We start from the raw sequence: 17,583 nt of genomic DNA on the forward strand, positions 1-17,583 counted from the left end.
GCCCCACCGGCTCACGAGGTCACGCAATCACACGTAGTCCTCGGTGTCGATGGTGGGCTTGATCATGTCCGGGTAGCGATGGCCGGCAATGGTCTGCTGGTTCATCAGTTCGCCTGCCTTCTCCAGAATACCCGCGTCTATTTCCAGCGCGGCAGCCGCGTGATTGTCGTCGAAGTGGGCGATGGAGCGGGTGCCGGGGATCGCATGGATATGCTCGGCCTGCGCGAGAACCCATGCCAGCGCCAACTGCGCCGGGGTGACACGGATCGACGAGGCGAGTGCGTTGAACTCCTCGATCAGCGCGAGGTTATGCGCCCAGTTCTCGCCCATGAAGCGCGGGAAACTGCGGCGCAGGTCCTTCTCGGTGAGCGTGTTCACATCGGACAGCTCACCGCCCAGAGCCCCGCGCGCGACCGGCGAGAAGGCGACGAGCGCAATCCCGAGTTCGCGCGTGGCGTCCAGCACGCCCAGTTCGACATTGCGGGTCCAGAGCGAATATTCGGTCTGCACCGCCGCCACCGGATGCACCGCGTGTGCCTCGCGGATATGCGCGGTGGACCATTCGGACACGCCATAGGCGCCGATCTTGCCCGCCTCGATCGCGCGCACCATGGCGCCCACCGAGTCGGCAATCGGCACCTTCGGATCGAAGCGGTGCATGTAGAACAGATCGATGTGATCGGTGCCCAGCCGCTTCAGACTGGCGTCGAGCGAGGCGGTGATGCTCTCCGGCGCGCAGTCGATGCCGCGGCGGGCGCCATCGATCAGGATGCCGGTCTTGGAGGCCAGCAGGAACTCGCCGCGCCGGTCCATGATGGCTTCGCCAAGGATCTCCTCGCTCAGCCCCATGCCATAGATGTTGGCAGTGTCGAAGTGATCGCAGCCTGCGTCGAGGGCGTGGCGGAACAGTGCGACCGCCTCCTCGCGAGACGGCGGATTGCCGTAGGCCCAGGCCACATTCATGCAGCCGAGACCGACGGAGTGGACCGGACGGCCCGCGAGGAGGCGTTTCGTCATCAGGACCAACCGTCCTGTGCTTCGAGGCTCGCGGCCAGTTCGCCGATCACGCGGTAGCAATCGAGCACCTTGCCGACCGACGAGTTGGGCTCACGCCCTTCACGGATGGCGGCGACGAATTCGCGGTCCTGCAGCTCGATGCCGTTGTTCGACACGGTAACGCCGGTGAGGTCGATCGGCTCTTCACGGCCGTTCACCAGATCGTCGTAACGCGCGATGTAGGTCTCGCTATCGCCGATGTAGCGGAAGAAAGTGCCGAGCGGACCGTTGTTGTTGAACGAGAGCGAGAGCGTGCAGATCGCGCCGGTCTCCGCCTTCAGCTGGATCGACATGTCCATGGCGATGCCCAGTTCCGGATGCTTCGGGCCCTGCAGCACATTGGCGGCGACGATCTTGCCCGACTGATAGGCGAACAGGTCGATCGTGTGCGCGGCGTGGTGCCACAGCAGATGGTCCGTCCACGAGCGCGGCTGGCCCTTGGCGTTCATGTTCTTGCGGCGGAAGAAGTAGGTCTGCACGTCCATCTGCTGGACGTTGAACTCACCCGCAGTGATCTTGTTGTGCACGTACTGGTGCGAAGGATTGAAGCGGCGGGTGTGGCCGACCATGCAGACCAGACCCGTTTCCTTCTGCTTCGCCACCACGGCTTCGGCATCGGCCCAGGTGTCCGACAGCGGAATCTCGACCTGCACATGCTTGCCGGCGTTCATGCAGGCGATGGCCTGTTCGGCGTGCATCTGCGTGGGGGTGCAAAGGATCACGGCATCGACATCGGGCATGGCCAGCACTTCGGCCAGATCGGTGCCGGAGTGCGGCGCGCCGTACTTGGCGGCGACTTCGGCAGCCTGCTCGGCATTGCGCGAAATGACCGAGGCGATCTCTACGCCGTCGATGTTCTTGAGGCCGTCGAGGTGCTTTTCACCGAAAGCGCCGGCGCCGACGAGGGCAATACGCATGGGAATCTCCTTGGAAACTCTATCAAGGGAAGGAGCATGCCGGCGTCAAGCACCGGCACGCGGAATCGATCAGCCGATCAGGGTTTGGGCTTCGGCATTGTTGCCTTCGACAGTGGTCGAGGGCGGCACGTCGCCGTTCACCGGCTCCAGCACGATATGGCCGACCGCCGTGTTGCTGGCAGGCACATGGTAGAAGCGATAAAGTTCCCGCGTTTCCTTGCCCAGCGCGCCGCGCATGATCAGCCACATGACCATCTCGATGCCTTCGCTGCCGGTTTCGCGCAGGTATTCGATATGCGGAATGCACCGCAGTTCCTGCGTGTCGCCCGAAAGCTTGTCGAGGAACATGTTGTCCCATTCGCGGTTGATCAGGCCGGCGCGCGGGCCCTGAAGCTGGTGGCTCATGCCGCCGGTGCCCCAGATCTGCACGTTGAGGTCTTCATCGAAGCTTTCGACGGCGCGCGCGATGGCCTCGCCCAGCGCCCAGCAGCGGTTGCCCGACGGCGGCGGATAGGTCACCACGTTGACGGCGAGCGGGATCACCTTGACCGGCCACTTGGCAGGCTTGCCCAGCACCATCGAGAGCGGCACGGTAAGGCCGTGATCGACATCCATCTCGTTGATGATGGTCATGTCGAACTCGTCGAGGATCAGGCTCTGGGCGATGTGCCAGGCAAGGTCCGGATGACCTTCCACGTCGGGCACTTCGCGCGGGCCCCAGCCCTCGTCCGCCGGCTTGTAGCTTTCGCCGCAGCCGATCGCGAAAGTGGGGATAATCTTCATGTCGAAGGCCGAGGCGTGGTCGTTGTAGACCAGGATCACGACGTCCGGCAGGTTCTCCGCTTCCCACTTCTGGGTGGGCGCGAAGCCTTCCTGGATCGGCTTCCAGTAGGGATCTTCCCACTTGTCGAAATCGGATGCGACGCCCAGCGCCGGGATGTGGCTGCAGGCGATGCCGTGCGTAATGCGGGCCATCTTAGCGGTGCTCCTTGATGGAGCGCTGGCCCTCGGGCGAGCGTCCCCCGGCGATCATCATCGCCTGATAATCCTCGACCGACATGCCGGTCATCGTCGAGACGGCCTGAAGGAAGCTCAGGCCATCGGTCGAGAAGACCTTGGCGAGGAAGTAGATGTTACCGCCCAGATCGAGCAGGCGGTTGTAGTCGCGGGCGAGAACGGCCAGCTTCTGGTCCTCGGTCATCGGCCATTCGTCGAGATAGGCGCGCTCGTCCGCCTTCCAGCGCTCGCGGTTTTCGGCCTTCATCAGGCTCATCGCGAACTGGTTCAGGTGATAGCCCTGCCGTGCGCGCTTCGCCGTGTAGACGCGCGTGCCCGGAATATCGTCGAACTCACCGAGATAGGCGTGGATGTCGATGGGACCACCAGCGTTCTCGCAAGGGTTCTTGTCGGTCACAGGCCTCGTTCCTTCAGCTTGGCGTCAAGGCGCGGGAAGACCTTGCGCACATTGCCTTCGAAGATCGCGTGGCGCTCCTCATCGGAGATGTCGAGCGCGTCGACATAGCGCTTGGTGTCGTCGAAGTAGAAGCCGGTCTGCGGGTCGATCCCGCGCACCGCGCCGACCATTTCGGAACCGAACAGGATGTTCTTGTTGTCGATCACGTCAGCCAGCAGGTTGATGCCCGGCTGGTGGTAGACGCAAGTGTCGAAGAACACGTTGTTCATGATGTATTCGTCAAGCGAAGGCTTCTTCAGCATGTCCGCCAGGCCGCGATAGCGGCCCCAGTGGTACGGCACCGCGCCGCCGCCGTGCGGGATGATGAAGCGCAGCTTGGGGAACTTCGCGAAGAGATCGCCCTGCATCAGCTGCATGAAGGCCACGGTATCCGCCGCGATGTAGAAGCCGCCGGTGGCATGCATCGCCGGGTTGCACGATCCCGAGACGTGGATCATCGCCGGAACGTCCAGCTCGCACATCGCCTCGTAGATCGGGAACCAGTATTCGTCGGTCAGCGGCGGATGTTCGAAGTGGCCGCCGCCCGGATCGGGGTTGAGGTTGCAGCCGATGAAGCCCAGTTCCTCAACGCAGCGGCGCAGTTCCTTCACCGAGGCGGAAAGGTCCGCCTTGGGGCTCTGCGGCAGCATGCACACGCCCACGAAGGTCTCGGGGAACATGTTCACCACGCGGGCGATAAGATTGTTGCAGTGGACCGCCCATGCCTCGGACACGGCCTGATCGCCGACATGGTGCGCCATGGCGCTGGCGCGCGGGCTGAACACGGTAAGGTCGGCGCCGCGCTCCTTGATGAGGCGAAGCTGGTTGTCCTCGATGGTCTGGCGGATCTCGGCGTCCGAGATTTCCGGGTAGGGCGGCGCGGCTTCACCGGCCTTGAACGCGGCGATCTGGGCTTCGCGCCAGGCGTCATGCGCCTTGGGCAGGACGGTATAATGTCCGTGACAGTCGATGATGAGCGACATGCTCAGTTCTCTCCCTTGAGTACGCCCGCCGCGACTGCTGCCGCAAGCTTGGCTTCGAATCCTTCGGGCGGCGGCACAATGCCCAGCACGCCCAGCGCCTGCTGCCAGGCGACGGTGTTTTCGGTCATGAGCGGCGGAATGCCCAACGAACGCAGCATTTCCGCAGCCTCGTCCATTTCGGCGGCGCGGCGGCGGCCGTGGACCAGCATACGGTCGAGATTGTAGTCCGCGCGCTCGGCCCAGGGAATGGTCTTCTCGCTGGCATCGAGCGAAGACAGCACCTCGTCCGCCACGCCTTCGGCATGGGCGGCCATCATCATCTCGGCGGTCAGCGCCTCAAGCCCCTTGACCATGACCGAGCGGACCAGCTTGATCGCCGAGGCCCGGCCGACCGCATCGCCGACGACGCGCACGTTGGTAAAGCCCACCGTCGTCAGCGCCGCTTCGGCCTCGACGGCATCCGGGCCGGAAACCAGCAGCGGAACTTTCATCCGCGCGGGGTTCACCGGCGCGAGCACGGCCACGTCGACATAGCGCCCCTTGCCGGTAGCGATGGCCTTGGCCGCCGCCCGCTTGGTGCCCGGCGCGACCGAATTCATGTCGCAGAACAACGCCCCCTCGCCCAGCAAAGGCGCGACGGCTTCCGCCACCAGCGGCGCAGCATCTGCGGTAACGAGCGAAAGCACCAGCGAGGCGCCCGCAAGCGCTTCGGCCGCACTGTCGCAGGCGGTGATGCCGAGTTCGGCCATGGCGTCCCGGCGTTCGGGAAGAATGTCGAAGGCACGAGCCTGTCCGGCCCAGTCTCCAGCTCCCGCAAACGTCGATCCGGCCTCTCCGAACCCGATAAGGGCAATGGACCTGTTCATTGGGGCACCCTGCGCTCACCGCAGGGAATCCACCAATCGAAACCGACTTCCGGCTATAACACCAGCGTAATCGAACCTGTCATGCGCGAGGCGGGGCCCCTCACCCGATCGCCAGCGGAGCCTCTTCCTCTTCGGCATCGTCGCGCATGTCGGGTGCCCCCGGATCGACGATGGTGGGCGCCGGTACGGTGAAGAAGCCGCCCGCTTCCGCCCGCGCGCCGAGGCTTGCACGCGAAGTCAGGCTGATCAGCCAGGGCGAGGCGAGCAGGCCCAGCGTCAGCGGCGAAAGCCACAGCGCCGTCACCGGATTGATGAACGCCGTCGCCGCGAAGGCGAGGCCCAGTGCGATGTGTTCCTTGAGGTCGGGCAGCACCTCGCGCACGCCGATGCGGCGGGCGTCGCGTTCCTGTGTGTTCCAGTGCGCCGGGATGCCCAGCGCGAGCCCGCACAGAGCCTTCACCTGCATCACCATCGTCACCGGCGCCAGCAGGATCGCCAGCGGGACTTCCAGCGCCACCGAGCGCAGGATGCCGCTCCAGCCGCCGAAGCGCTGGCGGCGGCCGGGATTGGCGGCGACCCACAGCGTGCCCATCGCCTTCGGGCCGAACAGCAGCAGCACGGTCAGCCACAGCACGCTCGGCGGCGTGCCTCCGGCAAGGGTCTGTCCGCCCTGCACCATCGCCGCCTGCGCGATCGCAGTGATCAGCAGCAGCAGCCAGCCGGGCGAAGTGAGATAGGCCGAGGCACCGATCAGCAGATGCAGGCGGCTCGCCCAGTGCAGGCCCGAAGCGTCGAGCAGGCGCAGATGCTGCAGGTTGCCCTGCATCCAGCGCCGGTCGCGGATCGCGTGATCGACGATGGTGGGCGGGAATTCCTCGTAGCTGCCGTCGATCATGACCATGTGCACGGCCCAGCCCCGGCGGCGCAGCAGCGCGGATTCGAACATGTCGTGGCTGAGGATATGGCCGCCGAACGGCGGCTTGCCCGGCAGTTCGGGCAGGCCGCAGGATTCGGCGAAAGCACGGGTGCGCACGATGGCGTTGTGGCCCCAGAAATTCGCCTCCGCGCCCGACCACCAGAGCAGTCCGGCCGAGGCAATCGGCCCGTAAGCCTCGCTGGCAAAGCGCATCCAGCGCTGGAACAGCGTCTGCGCGCCGACGATCATCGGCACGGTCTGAAGCAGGCCGATCGACGGGCGCTCCTCCATGATCGCGGCCATGCCGATGATGGCATCGCCGCTCATCAGCGAATCCGCGTCGAGAATCAGCATGTTTTCATAGGCCCCGCCGAAGCGCTGGACCCATTCGGCGACATTGCCGGGCTTGCGCGCGAGGTTCTTCTCGCGGCGGCGATAATAGACGGCAATGGGCGCCTCGGCGGCGACTTCGCGCCAGGCCGCTTCCTCGCGCTTGCCGTGGAAAGCATTGGAATCGCTGAGTACGAAGAAATCGATCCACTCGGCGCCGCCGGCCGCCGCAATCGAGTTCGCCATGGCGCGCACGCGGCCAAAAGTCGCCTCCACGCTCTCATTGTAGACCGGCATCAGTACGGCGGTGCGGTGGCGCAGCGACGAGGCCGGGCTCGGGACGGCGGTGAAGCCGGGATGCTTGCCGGTGATGAGCTGGAGGAAGCCGATGGCCGACGTCACGAAGCCGAACGAGATCCACGTGAACAGCGGCACGAAGAACAACAGCAGCACGATCTCGACCGCGTCGAGCCCATCGCGCGAGAAGGCAAAGCGCACTTCGCTGGACGCGGCCAGCGCGATCACGGCGGTCACCACCAGCAGCAGCAGGCGCTTGACCTGCATGCCGTGCGGGCTTGTCCGCACCGCGATGGAGCCCGGCGCGATGCCGTAAAGGTCCTGCACCGGCATCGCCAGCGGAGCCTCCGCCGGAAGCGGAGGGAGTGCGCGGTTTATGCCCGCCTTCATGCCTGAACGCCTTGAATAACTGTTTCGCTAAGCGCCTGTCCGGCACGCGCAAGATAGACCCGTAGTTCCGGCGACGGCATCGCCGAAGGCCGCACGTCCAGCGTGACGCGCCAGCGCGTTTCCTCGCCCACCACCGGATAGGCGGCGGATGCAATCACGGCGCTGGCCGGAAGCCCGGTCACGGCCTGAACGCCGCTGTCGCGGGTCAGCCCCTTGAGCGCCGGGCCTTCGAAATCGAACACGAACTTGCGCCCGTCCTTGGCCACCGGCGCATCGCCCGGCTTGCCCGCCGCGCCCTGCCAGCTATCCACGCAGCGCGCGGTGGCGGTCGCAGTCGGATCCTGCGAGGTCCAGTTCAGCCGATAGGCCAGATCGCGCCGCTGCCCCGCCTTCGCCGGCTCGTCAGAGAGCCAGAAAGCGGCGACATTGTCGGTCGTCTCGGTATCGGTGGTCATCTGGTAGAGCATGACCGAGCCCTTGCCCCAATCGCCCTGCGGCTCGATCCACAGCGAGGGCCGCCGGTCGTAGAACGCGCCGTCGTCCTGATAGTGGTCGAAACGCTGGTCACGCTGGAGCAAGCCGAAGCCCTTGAGGTGATCCGCGCGCATCGCATTGGTGCGGGTGAGGCGCGGATTGCTGAGCGGCACCCAAACCCTTTCGCCATTGCCGGAGAGAACGGCAAGACCGTCAGAATCGTGTATCTCGGGACGCCAGTCGCCGCGCTTGGTCGGATCCGACTGGTCGTACCAGAACATGCTGGTGATCGGCGCGAGGCCCAGCCGCTCGACATCGCGGCGCAGGAACAGGCTGGCGCGCACGTCCTGCGTGACGCCCTGCTGGCCATGCGTGCAGTCGAACGCATAGGCGCCGGTGACGCTCGGCCCGTCGAGCGCGGCATGGATGCGCACGCGGTTCGGCCCGAGGTTCTCGATCCAGAACTCGGTGAAGGCGGGGAATTCCTCGGCCTTGGGCATCGCGGTATCGATCGCGACGCCGCGTGCGGAGAGGCCGTACTGATCGCGCGAGCCCGAGGCGCGGAAGTACGACGCGCCGAGAAAGGCCAGCCAGTCCGAGTGCTGGTCGGCGGTCATGACGCGGAAACCGGCGGGATCGGCGCGGGTGGCACCCACGAAGAAACCACGCGTGTCGACCAACTGGCGCGAAGTGCCGTTCTCCACGAGGTGGATCGTCACTGCCTGCGGGGCGACACCCCGGCTGGTCGGGAACAGGCGAACGTCGCCTGCCAGTGCCTGCGCATTGCCATATGTCAGCTTCACCGCCGTATCGAAATCGGTAACGGCATGGGCCGAAGGCGCGGGCGCGGCCCAGGGACGCGCGGCGGCGGCCTGCGCGGTGCTGACAAGGTTGTCCCACGAGAACGGCTGCGCGGGCCCGAAATTGGCTTGCCCAGCCGTGGCGACAGCCGCCTGCGCGAGACGCGGAACCGCCAGCAGCCCAGCCATCGAGGCGAGCATGGCTGCGAAATCGCGCCGGGCCAGCGTTGTCAGTGCGACGGGGCCGGTTGCGGCCTGGGGAGCCGTTTTTCGGCCCGCATCCCTCATGTTGCCTTGGGTCATAGGTTTCATACGCACAGACGAACGCAAAGTTTCGTTGCGGTGCGTCGTAAGGGTCCTTCTACCAGCCGAATCCGGGTCAGGCGAATTCCACTAATGCGGCGCGCTGACAGCTTGGAGACGGCATTATTCAATCGCAAATGAATAGATCGTGACCGACACAAGTTGATCGCGTTCGATGATTCGCCCAGCCGTGTACTATCGCTTCTTGCGCTAATGCTTTTCGGGCGGATTGCGCCATCCCACGATCACTTCGGCGCCGGGCTTGAGGTCGTTGGCGAAGACTTCGGTACGCTTGCCGTCGCCCGCTCCGGCCGACACATAGACGCGGCGCGGCTCCCCGTCGCCCGAGACGAGATAGATGCGCGGCTGGTTGCGACCAGTCGAGTTGCCATCCACATGGGCGCCGCCGGTGCTCCCCGGCTCGAAAGTCAGCGCCGCATCGGGCACCAGCAGCACGTTTTTCCGTTCGGGCAGAGCCACTTCCACGGTCGCTGCCATGCCGGGGCGGATCGCTTCGGTCGGCTTTTCCAGCGTGAACACCGCGCGGCGCGATCCCGGTGCATCGGCGCTGTCGGCCAGCACACGTGCCAGCGTCGCCTGCTGCACGTCATCGGGCATGGCATCGATCCGCACTTGCGCCACCGTGCCGGCATCCAGACCGGCACTGCCCGCGCGGGCGAGCGGGATCTCGATCTCCAGCGTCTCGTCGCTTGCCGCCAGCGTGAACAGCTTCATGCCCACCCGCACGCGCTGGCCAGTGCGGATATTGCGTTCCACCACATAGCCCGCGAAAGGCGCCCGCACGACGGCGGCGGCCAACGTCTCGCTGTCAGCCTTGAGGCTGTTGCGAGCCGCAGACACACGCGCTTCGGCGGCAGCCACTTCGCGCGCGGCGCGCTCGGCAGCGGTGCGCGCGGCTTCCAGTTCGTTGATCGCGGGCACACGGTGGCCGGAGCGGCGCCAGACATCCTCGAAGCGGGCCAGCTTGGACGTCGCCTCGTCGCGCGCGCCGCGCGCGGCTTCAAGATCGGCCTCGGCAGCGGCCACCAGCGCGCGGTCGGCCGCGAGCGTGCTGCGCAGCGGCTCGGCGTCGATGGTGGCCAGGATCTGCCCCTTCTCTACTTTGCCGCCGGCCGGAACGCCCTCCGCCGTCACGGTGCCGTCGAGCGCGGCGGCCAGTGCGACCTCGCCGCTGCCATGCACGGTCCCGCGTTCGGAGAGGAGCGGCGTGATGCTCCCCTGTTCGACCAGCGCGGTGTAGAAGGGCGAATCGGTGCCGCCCAGAAAGCGCACGACCAGCAGCACCAACGCCACCACCGCCGCCGCCAGCAGGGCGATGCGCAGCAAGTGCGTGCGGCCGCGACGAGTGCCCCCGCCCAGAAAGTGGTCGAGCGAAACCTCTTCGGGCTCAGTCACAACCGGCGCCTCCCGGCGGCGGGGTCAGGTCGGTGGCCGACCACCCGTCGCCGCGCTGGAGATGCAGGCGGATCATTGCCGAGGCCCGCTCGGCGCGAATGCCAAGGCGCGCTTCCTCAACCGATAACGCGGAGGCTTCGGCCACATAGAGCGTGGCGAAATCGCCCATCCCGGCCCGATAGGCGCTGCGCGCATCCTGCACCGCACGGCGCGCGCGCTCACTGCTCTGCGCCAGCGCGGCCTCGCGGGTGTCGAGCGTGACGAGCGACTGGCGTGTCGCCGCGATCTCTGCGCGGGCAGCGAGTTCGGCCTTGTCCATCTCTGCAAGACCGTCGCGCAGCAGCGGCGGCGTGCCGGGATCGCCGCGATGGGCCTCGGCCGCGTCGATATCGGCCTGGCTCATCTTCTCGCGCTCGATACTGGCCAGCAGCCGGTAGCGCCGCGCCTGCAAGTCGGCGCGGTGGAGCGGCCCTTCGTCGGCCACGCCGGGCGGATCGCGGCCAAGATCGGGTACATCGCCAGCCTCACCCAGCGCGGCGAGCAGCGCCGCATCCTCCATTCCGGTCATCCGCGCCAGATTCGCCCGCGCCGCATCGAAACGGGCGCGCGTCGCGGAAAGATCGGCATCGGCAACGCCGGCCATGCTGCTGCCGATGCCGCCGTCGATCCCGGTGACGAGCCCGGCCTGTCGGCGGAATTCGGCAATCGCTGCATTGTCCCGGAACTGGTCGAGCCGCTCGGTGCGCAGGACCAGCACTTTCTGGAGCCGCCGCACCTCGACATAAGCCAGCGCCACTGCCGCCGCGCGTTCGGCGCGGGCCTGCGCATAGGCATAGGCGTCGGCCCGGCGCGTGGCATCGCGCACAAGGTCCTGCTCGCCGCCCACCAGCTTGCGCACCTTTCCGGTAAGCCGCCGGGCCGCCGCCGCATCCTCCTCGTTCTGCGCGTCAAGACGGGCAGCGCGGCAGGCAAGGTCGGTATCGGCGGCGATTCCGCGCGCGATCAGGTCTGCCAGCAGCGGATCGCTTGCCGTCTTCCACCAATCGCCATCGGTTGGCGCCTCCACCGTGGGCTCGGGCGCTTTCGGCACTTGGGCAGCGGGGCCAGACTGCCCGGCGCATCCCGAAAGTCCACCCGCCGCGAGCGCACAGGCGATCGCCATGACCATCGGCGCTCCGGCGCGGTTCCATGCTCCAAATATTCGCACGCGGGCAGCGATAGCAGCAAAGCGCCGCGAGGCAATCACGCTGCGCATGCGAAGGCCCCAAGTTCTTGCAGCCGGGGACAAAAACGGACCGCCGGGCCGGACATGGGAGAGGCCCTCGGCCGCCAAATTGCCGCTGGCCATGTTCTGATCCATTGCGTATCATATCCTCCAAATTGGTCGGTCGCACCAGAGCCGAACGCATGGGGAGAAGCAGGGTTGTCGGAAGGAGCACGGCCATGAACGCCGAACCCGCAAAATGTCCGTATGGGCATGGTCAGAAATTGGGACGCGACGACCGCAAGAGCGCCCGTCTCGCCGAGGCGAACATCACGCCGCAGCCCGGATCGCGCGTTGTCGGCGACTTTGCCATCGGCCGCGAGGTCCTGCGGTCGGCCAAGGTCCGGCAGGCCGGCGCCCATGCCGACGATACCGATCTTTCGCGGCCGGACGAGGTCTCGTTCTTCTTTCTCGACGGCGATCTCCACCGCAAACGCCGCGCCGCCGTGGCCGGACTGTTCGCGCCCAAGACCATCGTCACCCGCCACCACGCGGTCATGCACCGGACGATGGATGAACTTGTGGCGCGGCTTCAGGAAGGCAAGCCGCTGCCGCTGGACGAACTGAGCTTCCAGATGGCGGTGGATGTCACCGCCGAGATCGTCGGCTTGACGGACAGCGACAGCAACCGCAACCTCGCCAGACGCATCAAGTCCGTGCTCGACAGTTCGCTGGACCGAAAGCCGGGCCGCATCGGCAACATGATCTTCGCCGCGAAGATGCTGCTGCGCGTCGGCCGGTTCTATCGCAAGGACCTGGTCCCCGCGATCGCCGCGCGCCGCAAGGAACCGCGCGACGACGTGATCTCGTTCATGGTCGGCGAGAATTACTCGCGCAAGGGCATGATCATGGAGTGCCTGAGCTACGGCGGCGCCGGAATGATGACCACGCGCGAATTCATCGTCATGGCCGCGTGGCACCTGTTCGACAATCCGGACTTGCGCACCCGCTACCTGACCGGTGGCGAGGCCGACCAGTCCGCCATTCTGGAAGAGATCCTGCGGCTGGAACCCGTCGCCTCGATGCTCCACCGCCGCGCGGTGGAACCGCAGCCCGGCGTGATGGAGGAAGGCGAAGTGCTCTGCGTCTCGATCCGCGAGGCCAATGTGGACGAGGCGATCACCGGCCCCTGCCCCTTCGAACTCGACCCCGACCGGGCCAAGCGGATGAAAGTGGCCGGCCCCTACATGAGTTTCGGAGACGGCCCGCACCGCTGCCCCGGCGCACAAGTGGCGCTGCACGAAACGCGGATCTTCCTCGACCGCATGCTGCGCCTGCCCGGCATCCGCCTCGTTTCCGAGCCGAAGATCATCTGGAACAGCATGATCCAGGGGTACGAACTGCGCGGGGCGCTGGTCGCCTGCGATCCGGCCTGCCCCTCATGGTACGCGTGACCTTTATCGACGCGGGCGGAATCGTGCGCGAAATCGAGGCGAGCGAGGGGATCTCGCTGATGGAAAACGCTGTCGCCGGTGGGATCGATGCCATCGAGGCGGTGTGCGGAGGGAACTGCTATTGCGGCACGTGCCGGGTGCACCTGACGCCCGAATGGTATGAGCGGCTTGGCGGGCCCGGCGAATACGAAGGCCCCGTGATCGAGACTTCGGGCGACGGGCATCCGAGGGTCCGGCTTTCGTGCCAGCTTACGGTGACGGAGGCGCTTGAGGGACTGGTGGTGGAGACGCCTGCGGCGCAGAGTTGAACGTCGGGGCAGCACCGGTAGCGCTCCTCAGCAGGCTGAATTACCCAAAAGCCCTTCGTCATTGCGAGCGTAGCGAAGCAATCCAGAGCGGCTCGAAACTGCCCTGGATTGCTTCGCTACGCTCGCAATGACGAAGGTGGGGGCCAAGGTCAGGGAATGGCCTACTGGCCACGTCCGAACCGCATCCCTCTTCCCGTCATCCCCGCGCAGGCGGGGATCCCGCTTGCTTCGCGCGACGTCGCAAAGAAAAGCGGGGCCCCCGCCTTTGCGAGGGCGACGAGTGTTAGGGGTCAGCGTCAGGCCCACCATCAGACCTCGGCAGGCGAGCAACCTAAACCGGCAACCCCACGTAATTCTCGGCAATCACCCGCCGCGCATGTTCGCTCGACGCGATGTAGTCCAGCTCCGCCAACTGCATGCGGCGCTCGAACGGACCGTCCTCGGGGAAACGGTGCATCAGCTTGGTCAGCGACCAGCTGAACCGCTCCGAAGCCCAGACCCGGCGCAGCGCCTTGGCCGAGTAGCCGACGATGGCGTCATTATCGGCCTTCCGGAAGAACCCGGTCAGCGCCTCGCAGGCGTAGTAGACGTCGCTGGCGGCAAGGTTCAGGCCCTTGGCGCCGGTCGGCGGCACGATGTGCGCGGCATCGCCGCAGAGCAGCAGGCTGCCGTGGCGCATCGGCTCGAACACGAAGGAGCGCAGCGGCGCGATCGACTTCTCGATGGAGGGGCCGCGCGTGATATGCGCGGCGGCATCAGGACCGAGGCGGATCGCCAGTTCGTCCCAAATGCGATCGTCGCTCCAGTCTTCCAGCTTCTCGGTCAGCGGCACGTCGATGTAATAACGGCTGCGCGTGTGGCTGCGCTGCGAGGCGAGCGCGAAGCCGCGTTCGTGGTGCGCGTAGATCAGTTCGTGATTGCAGGGCGGCACATCGGCCAGAATGCCCAGCCAGCCGAACGGATAGACGCGCTCGAACGTCTGGCCGACACTGGCCGGGATCGCCTGACGCGACGGGCCATGGAAGCCGTCGCAACCGACGATGAAGCGCGCGTCGATGCGCTGTTCGGCGCCGTCTTTCGAATAGGTCAGGTAAGGCGCATCGCTCTCGATATCGTGCAAGGCGACGTCGCCCGCCTGATAGATCACTTCAAGGCCGCGCGGCTCGGTCGCTTCCATCAAGTCGCGCGTCAGCTCGGTCTGGCCATAGACCATGACCTGCTTGCCGGTCAGCGCCTTGATATCGATGCGGATCAGGCGTTCGCCGTCGGCAAGGTTGAAGCCGTCATGCGGCAGGCCTTCCGCCTTCATCCGCGCATCGAGGCCCAGCCGCTCCATCAGCGCGACGGTGCCCTGTTCGAGCACGCCGGCACGGATGCGCGAGAGGACATATTCGCCGGTCTGGCGCTCGACCACGACACAGTCGATGCCTTCGGCGCGCAGCAGGTGACCCAGCAACAGGCCAGCCGGCCCGGCGCCGACAATGGCGACTTGAGTTCGCATTCTCCATCTCCCGATCGTGCGGCCCGCCCTTCGGACGGCCGCATTGCGTGTTCACGGGATTGACACCGCGCAGCGCTTGCCGGAATGCACCAGACGGCCATTGTTCCGGTACTTTCAGGACACGCCCGAGTCTGACCATGCCCAACCCCCTGCCCACGCCCCGCCCCATTCCCAGCTATGTCCTCTATGGCGAGGAAATCGCCGAAAGCCTCGCGGAATTCGGACATATCGAGACGATTGCGGCACGAAGTTCCTTGCACGACTGGGAAATTGCGCCGCACCGCCATGTCCGCGGCGTGCAGGTCATGCTGGTATCGAAGGGACAAGTAACCCTCACCATCGACGACAAGACCGAGACTCTGGAAGCGCCCTGCCACATCGTCGTCCCGGCCGGCAGCATCCACGGTTTCCGTTTCCGGCCAGAGACCCTGGGTTATGTGCTCATGCTCAGCAGCGCCTTTGCCGAGCGGCGCAGCGGGTTGGGCGATCCGCTGCTCCACGCCTCCACCCACGGCCGCTTCGCACCGACGCCGCTGGAAATACTGCCACGGGTCGAATTCCTCTGCGCGGAGATGCTCGCCATCCCGCAGGACTGGCGGCGGCCGAATGCCCTGTTCCTGTCCATGGCGGAAGCGCTGATGCGCTCGCTGCTGCCCGAGGAAGAGGCGGCAGACGATGGCGGCAGCGACCAGCGCATTTCGCACTTGCGCCATCTGGTGGAACTGCACTTTCGCGACCAGTTGCCGCTGGGCTGGTATGCCGAGCGGCTGGGCATGACCACGCGCACGCTGACCCGCCTGACCCGCGCGAAGCTGGACTGCACGCCGCAGGACCTGCTTCACGCCCGGCTCGCACTGGAAGCCCAGCGACTGTTGTGCTTCGCCAATGCCAGCGTGGTGCAGGTTTCCAATGAGCTGGGCTTCTCCGACCCGTCCTATTTCTCGCGCTTCTACCTGCGGATGACCGGGCACCGCCCGCATCTCGACAAATCGACGCATCCCCATCTGCCCGAAGCATGATTTATTCCGCGCCCGCAACGCGTTAAGATGATCGTTTGGAGAGCGATGAAAGGCCGGCCGCGATGACCAAACCCGTCTGGCGCGATGGATTGACCGGCCTTGCCATGGCCGGGCTGATCCTGCCGGAAAGCGTCGCCTATGCGGAGATCGCCGGGCTGGCTCCGGGCCGCGCATTGGCCGCCGCGATTGCCGGAGGGCTGGCCTATGTCGCGGTGGGGCGCAGCCGTTTCGCGGTGGTCTCGCCCACATCATCCGCCGCCGCGATCCTTGCAGCCACGCTGGCCAGCCTCTCCGCCACCGGCCCGGCGCGCGAAGGACTAGCGACCGTGCTGGTGGGCATGACCGGGCTGATCTTCCTGCTGCTGTCGCTGCTGCGGCTGGGCAGCCTTGCCAGCTTCGTCTCGCGCCCGGTGCTGCGCGGGTTTGCCTTCGGCCTCGCGATTACCATCATCGTGCGGCAGTTGCCTGCGGTTGTAGGCATTTCGGCGCCTTCGGGCACTATCTTCGCGGTGCTGATGGGTCTCGCCGCGCGGATTTCGGAATGGCATGTGCTGAGCGGCCTGCTCGGCGCGGCAACGCTGGCGGTACTGCTGGCGCTGCGGCGGGTGCCGCAGATCCCGGGCGCGCTGATCGTACTGGTCGCCGCCGTGGTGCTGGGCGCGGCGGTGGATCTGCCGCACTTCGGCATCGCCGTGGCCGGGCCTGTCGGCCTTGGCTGGCCGCAGAGCGACTGGCCGTTCTCCGCCACCGCGCTTGCCCGGCTTGCCCGGCTTGTCCAGCTGGCCGCACCGATCGCATTGATCCTGTTTGCCGAAAGCTGGGGCACCATGCGCACGCTGGCGCTGCGCCATGGCGACGGGCTTTCGCCCAACCGCGAACTCGCCTCGCTGGGGGCGGCCAACCTCGCCTCGGCGCTGGTGCAGGGCATGCCGGTGGGCGCGGGCTTCTCGGCGGGGTCGGCCAACGAGGCGGCGGGCGCATCCAGCCGCTGGGCAGCGGCGGCGGCGAGCCTTGCGCTGCTGGCGATGGCGCTGTTCGCCTCGGGCTGCTGGATCGCGCGGATCCCCCAGCCGATGCTGGCCGCCATCGTCATCGTCGCGCTGACCCATGCGCTCTCGCCCGGGCCGTTGCTGCACCTCTTCCGCATCCGCCGCGATCACTGGATCGCGCTGGTAGCGGTGCTGGGGGTGCTGATGCTGGGCGTGCTCAACGGCATGCTGCTGGCGGTGCTGCTGTCGATCATGCACTTGCTCTACGAACTGGCGAACCCGCCGATCAGCGAGCTGGGGCAGCTTGGCGAGGGGCACGAGTTCGTCGATCTCGCCCGCCATCCGGAGGCGCACCGCGTGCCCGGCGCGGTCATCTTCCGTCCGAATGGGCAACTGGTCTTCGCCAATGCCGAGACGGTGCTGGGCGTCATCGCCCGCCGCGCGCGGGCCAGCGCGGCGCGCGTGGTGGTGCTGAGCCTTGAAGAGAGCAACGACCTCGACAGCACGGCCATCGAAGTGGTCTCCGAGTTCGCGCAAAGCCTGGAGAAGGCGGGCAAGCACGTGATCCTCGCCCGCGCGCATGACCGGGTGCGCGATGTGCTGGCGGCGGCCGGTTGCCGGGTGCTGGCCGAGGGTTCGACGTTCAGCGTGGCACAGGCAGCGCAGCGGGCGGCCGAGGTTTCCGCAACTCCTCCCCTGCAAGGGGAGGTGGCAGCGCGTAGTGCTGACGGAGGGGTATAACCGGCTCAGTCGCACACGACCGAGAAGCCGACTCCCGCACCGAACACGGTTCCCCTGAACCAAAACCCCGTCGCCCCCGCGAAGGTGGGGGCCCCGCTTTTTGGGTTCACGCAGAGACGCGGAGAGGTGGCCGCCAGCACGATCTCTCTGCGTCTCCGCGCATCTG

General features: G+C 66.6%; 15 protein-coding genes. 4 read left to right on the forward strand and 11 right to left on the reverse strand.

Features of this window, described 5'->3' with window-relative positions; translation table 11 throughout:
* Positions 1 to 27: 27 nt before the first annotated feature.
* From EDF56_RS10335 to EDF56_RS10380, 10 genes are all read right to left on the reverse strand, one after another.
* The gene (locus EDF56_RS10335) at positions 28 to 1,017 is read right to left on the reverse strand and encodes an aldo/keto reductase (RefSeq protein ID WP_132386975.1); all 990 of its coding nucleotides are present in this window, start codon (positions 1,015 to 1,017) and stop codon (positions 28 to 30) included.
* Positions 1,017 to 1,973, reverse strand: a complete 957-nt coding sequence (locus EDF56_RS10340) for a Gfo/Idh/MocA family oxidoreductase (protein WP_132386977.1) — start codon at positions 1,971 to 1,973, stop codon at positions 1,017 to 1,019. Before EDF56_RS10340 ends, EDF56_RS10335 begins: the two co-directional genes overlap by 1 nt.
* 69 nt (positions 1,974 to 2,042) lie before the next feature.
* On the reverse strand, positions 2,043 to 2,948 hold the full coding sequence (locus EDF56_RS10345; RefSeq protein WP_132386979.1) for a class III extradiol dioxygenase subunit beta: 906 nt from the start codon (positions 2,946 to 2,948) through the stop codon (positions 2,043 to 2,045).
* A gap of 1 nt (position 2,949) precedes the next feature.
* On the reverse strand, positions 2,950 to 3,387 hold the full coding sequence (ligA, locus tag EDF56_RS10350; RefSeq protein WP_243652529.1) for a protocatechuate 4,5-dioxygenase subunit alpha: 438 nt from the start codon (positions 3,385 to 3,387) through the stop codon (positions 2,950 to 2,952).
* Positions 3,384 to 4,409 carry an amidohydrolase family protein gene (locus EDF56_RS10355; protein WP_132386981.1) on the reverse strand — a complete coding sequence of 342 codons (1,026 nt, stop codon included), beginning with the start codon at positions 4,407 to 4,409 and terminating at the stop codon, positions 3,384 to 3,386. Before EDF56_RS10355 ends, ligA begins: the two co-directional genes overlap by 4 nt.
* A 2-nt stretch (positions 4,410 to 4,411) precedes the next feature.
* Positions 4,412 to 5,275 (reverse strand): DUF1932 domain-containing protein, encoded by an 864-nt coding sequence (locus EDF56_RS10360; protein WP_132386983.1) that lies wholly within the window; start codon positions 5,273 to 5,275, stop codon positions 4,412 to 4,414.
* Between the two features lie 100 nt (positions 5,276 to 5,375).
* Positions 5,376 to 7,208: a glucans biosynthesis glucosyltransferase MdoH gene (mdoH, locus tag EDF56_RS10365; protein WP_132386985.1), complete on the reverse strand. Its 1,833-nt coding sequence runs from the start codon at positions 7,206 to 7,208 to the stop codon at positions 5,376 to 5,378.
* Positions 7,205 to 8,785, reverse strand: a complete 1,581-nt coding sequence (locus EDF56_RS10370; RefSeq protein ID WP_243652530.1) for a glucan biosynthesis protein — start codon at positions 8,783 to 8,785, stop codon at positions 7,205 to 7,207. The genes mdoH and EDF56_RS10370 overlap by 4 nt, the downstream gene beginning before the upstream one ends.
* A 210-nt stretch (positions 8,786 to 8,995) precedes the next feature.
* On the reverse strand, positions 8,996 to 10,201 hold the full coding sequence (locus tag EDF56_RS10375) for an HlyD family efflux transporter periplasmic adaptor subunit (protein WP_132386987.1): 1,206 nt from the start codon (positions 10,199 to 10,201) through the stop codon (positions 8,996 to 8,998).
* Positions 10,194 to 11,408, reverse strand: coding sequence for a TolC family protein (locus EDF56_RS10380; RefSeq protein WP_165912168.1), 1,215 nt, complete (start codon positions 11,406 to 11,408; stop codon positions 10,194 to 10,196). Before EDF56_RS10380 ends, EDF56_RS10375 begins: the two co-directional genes overlap by 8 nt.
* A 236-nt stretch (positions 11,409 to 11,644) precedes the next feature.
* On the opposite strand from EDF56_RS10380, the gene EDF56_RS10385 reads away from it, so the two are divergent.
* Both EDF56_RS10385 and EDF56_RS10390 read left to right on the forward strand, forming a co-directional pair.
* Complete coding sequence (locus EDF56_RS10385; protein WP_132386991.1) at positions 11,645 to 12,859, forward strand: cytochrome P450; 1,215 nt, start codon at positions 11,645 to 11,647, stop codon at positions 12,857 to 12,859.
* Complete coding sequence (locus EDF56_RS10390) at positions 12,847 to 13,167, forward strand: 2Fe-2S iron-sulfur cluster-binding protein (RefSeq protein WP_132386993.1); 321 nt, start codon at positions 12,847 to 12,849, stop codon at positions 13,165 to 13,167. Before EDF56_RS10385 ends, EDF56_RS10390 begins: the two co-directional genes overlap by 13 nt.
* A gap of 331 nt (positions 13,168 to 13,498) precedes the next feature.
* Here the strand turns inward: EDF56_RS10390 and pobA are convergent, their stop codons facing one another.
* Entirely contained in the window at positions 13,499 to 14,668 is a 1,170-nt protein-coding gene (pobA, locus tag EDF56_RS10395; protein WP_132386995.1) for a 4-hydroxybenzoate 3-monooxygenase, read from the reverse strand.
* A gap of 137 nt (positions 14,669 to 14,805) precedes the next feature.
* Between pobA and EDF56_RS10400 the strand changes: the two genes are divergently transcribed.
* Both EDF56_RS10400 and EDF56_RS10405 read left to right on the forward strand, forming a co-directional pair.
* Positions 14,806 to 15,687 (forward strand): helix-turn-helix domain-containing protein, encoded by an 882-nt coding sequence (locus tag EDF56_RS10400; RefSeq protein ID WP_132386997.1) that lies wholly within the window; start codon positions 14,806 to 14,808, stop codon positions 15,685 to 15,687.
* 62 nt (positions 15,688 to 15,749) lie between these two features.
* Entirely contained in the window at positions 15,750 to 17,417 is a 1,668-nt protein-coding gene (locus EDF56_RS10405) for a SulP family inorganic anion transporter (protein ID WP_132386999.1), read from the forward strand.
* Positions 17,418 to 17,583 lie beyond the last annotated feature (166 nt).

Origin of the sequence: Novosphingobium sp. PhB165, from assembly GCF_004341845.1 — a bacterium.
Taxonomy (GTDB): domain Bacteria; phylum Pseudomonadota; class Alphaproteobacteria; order Sphingomonadales; family Sphingomonadaceae; genus Novosphingobium.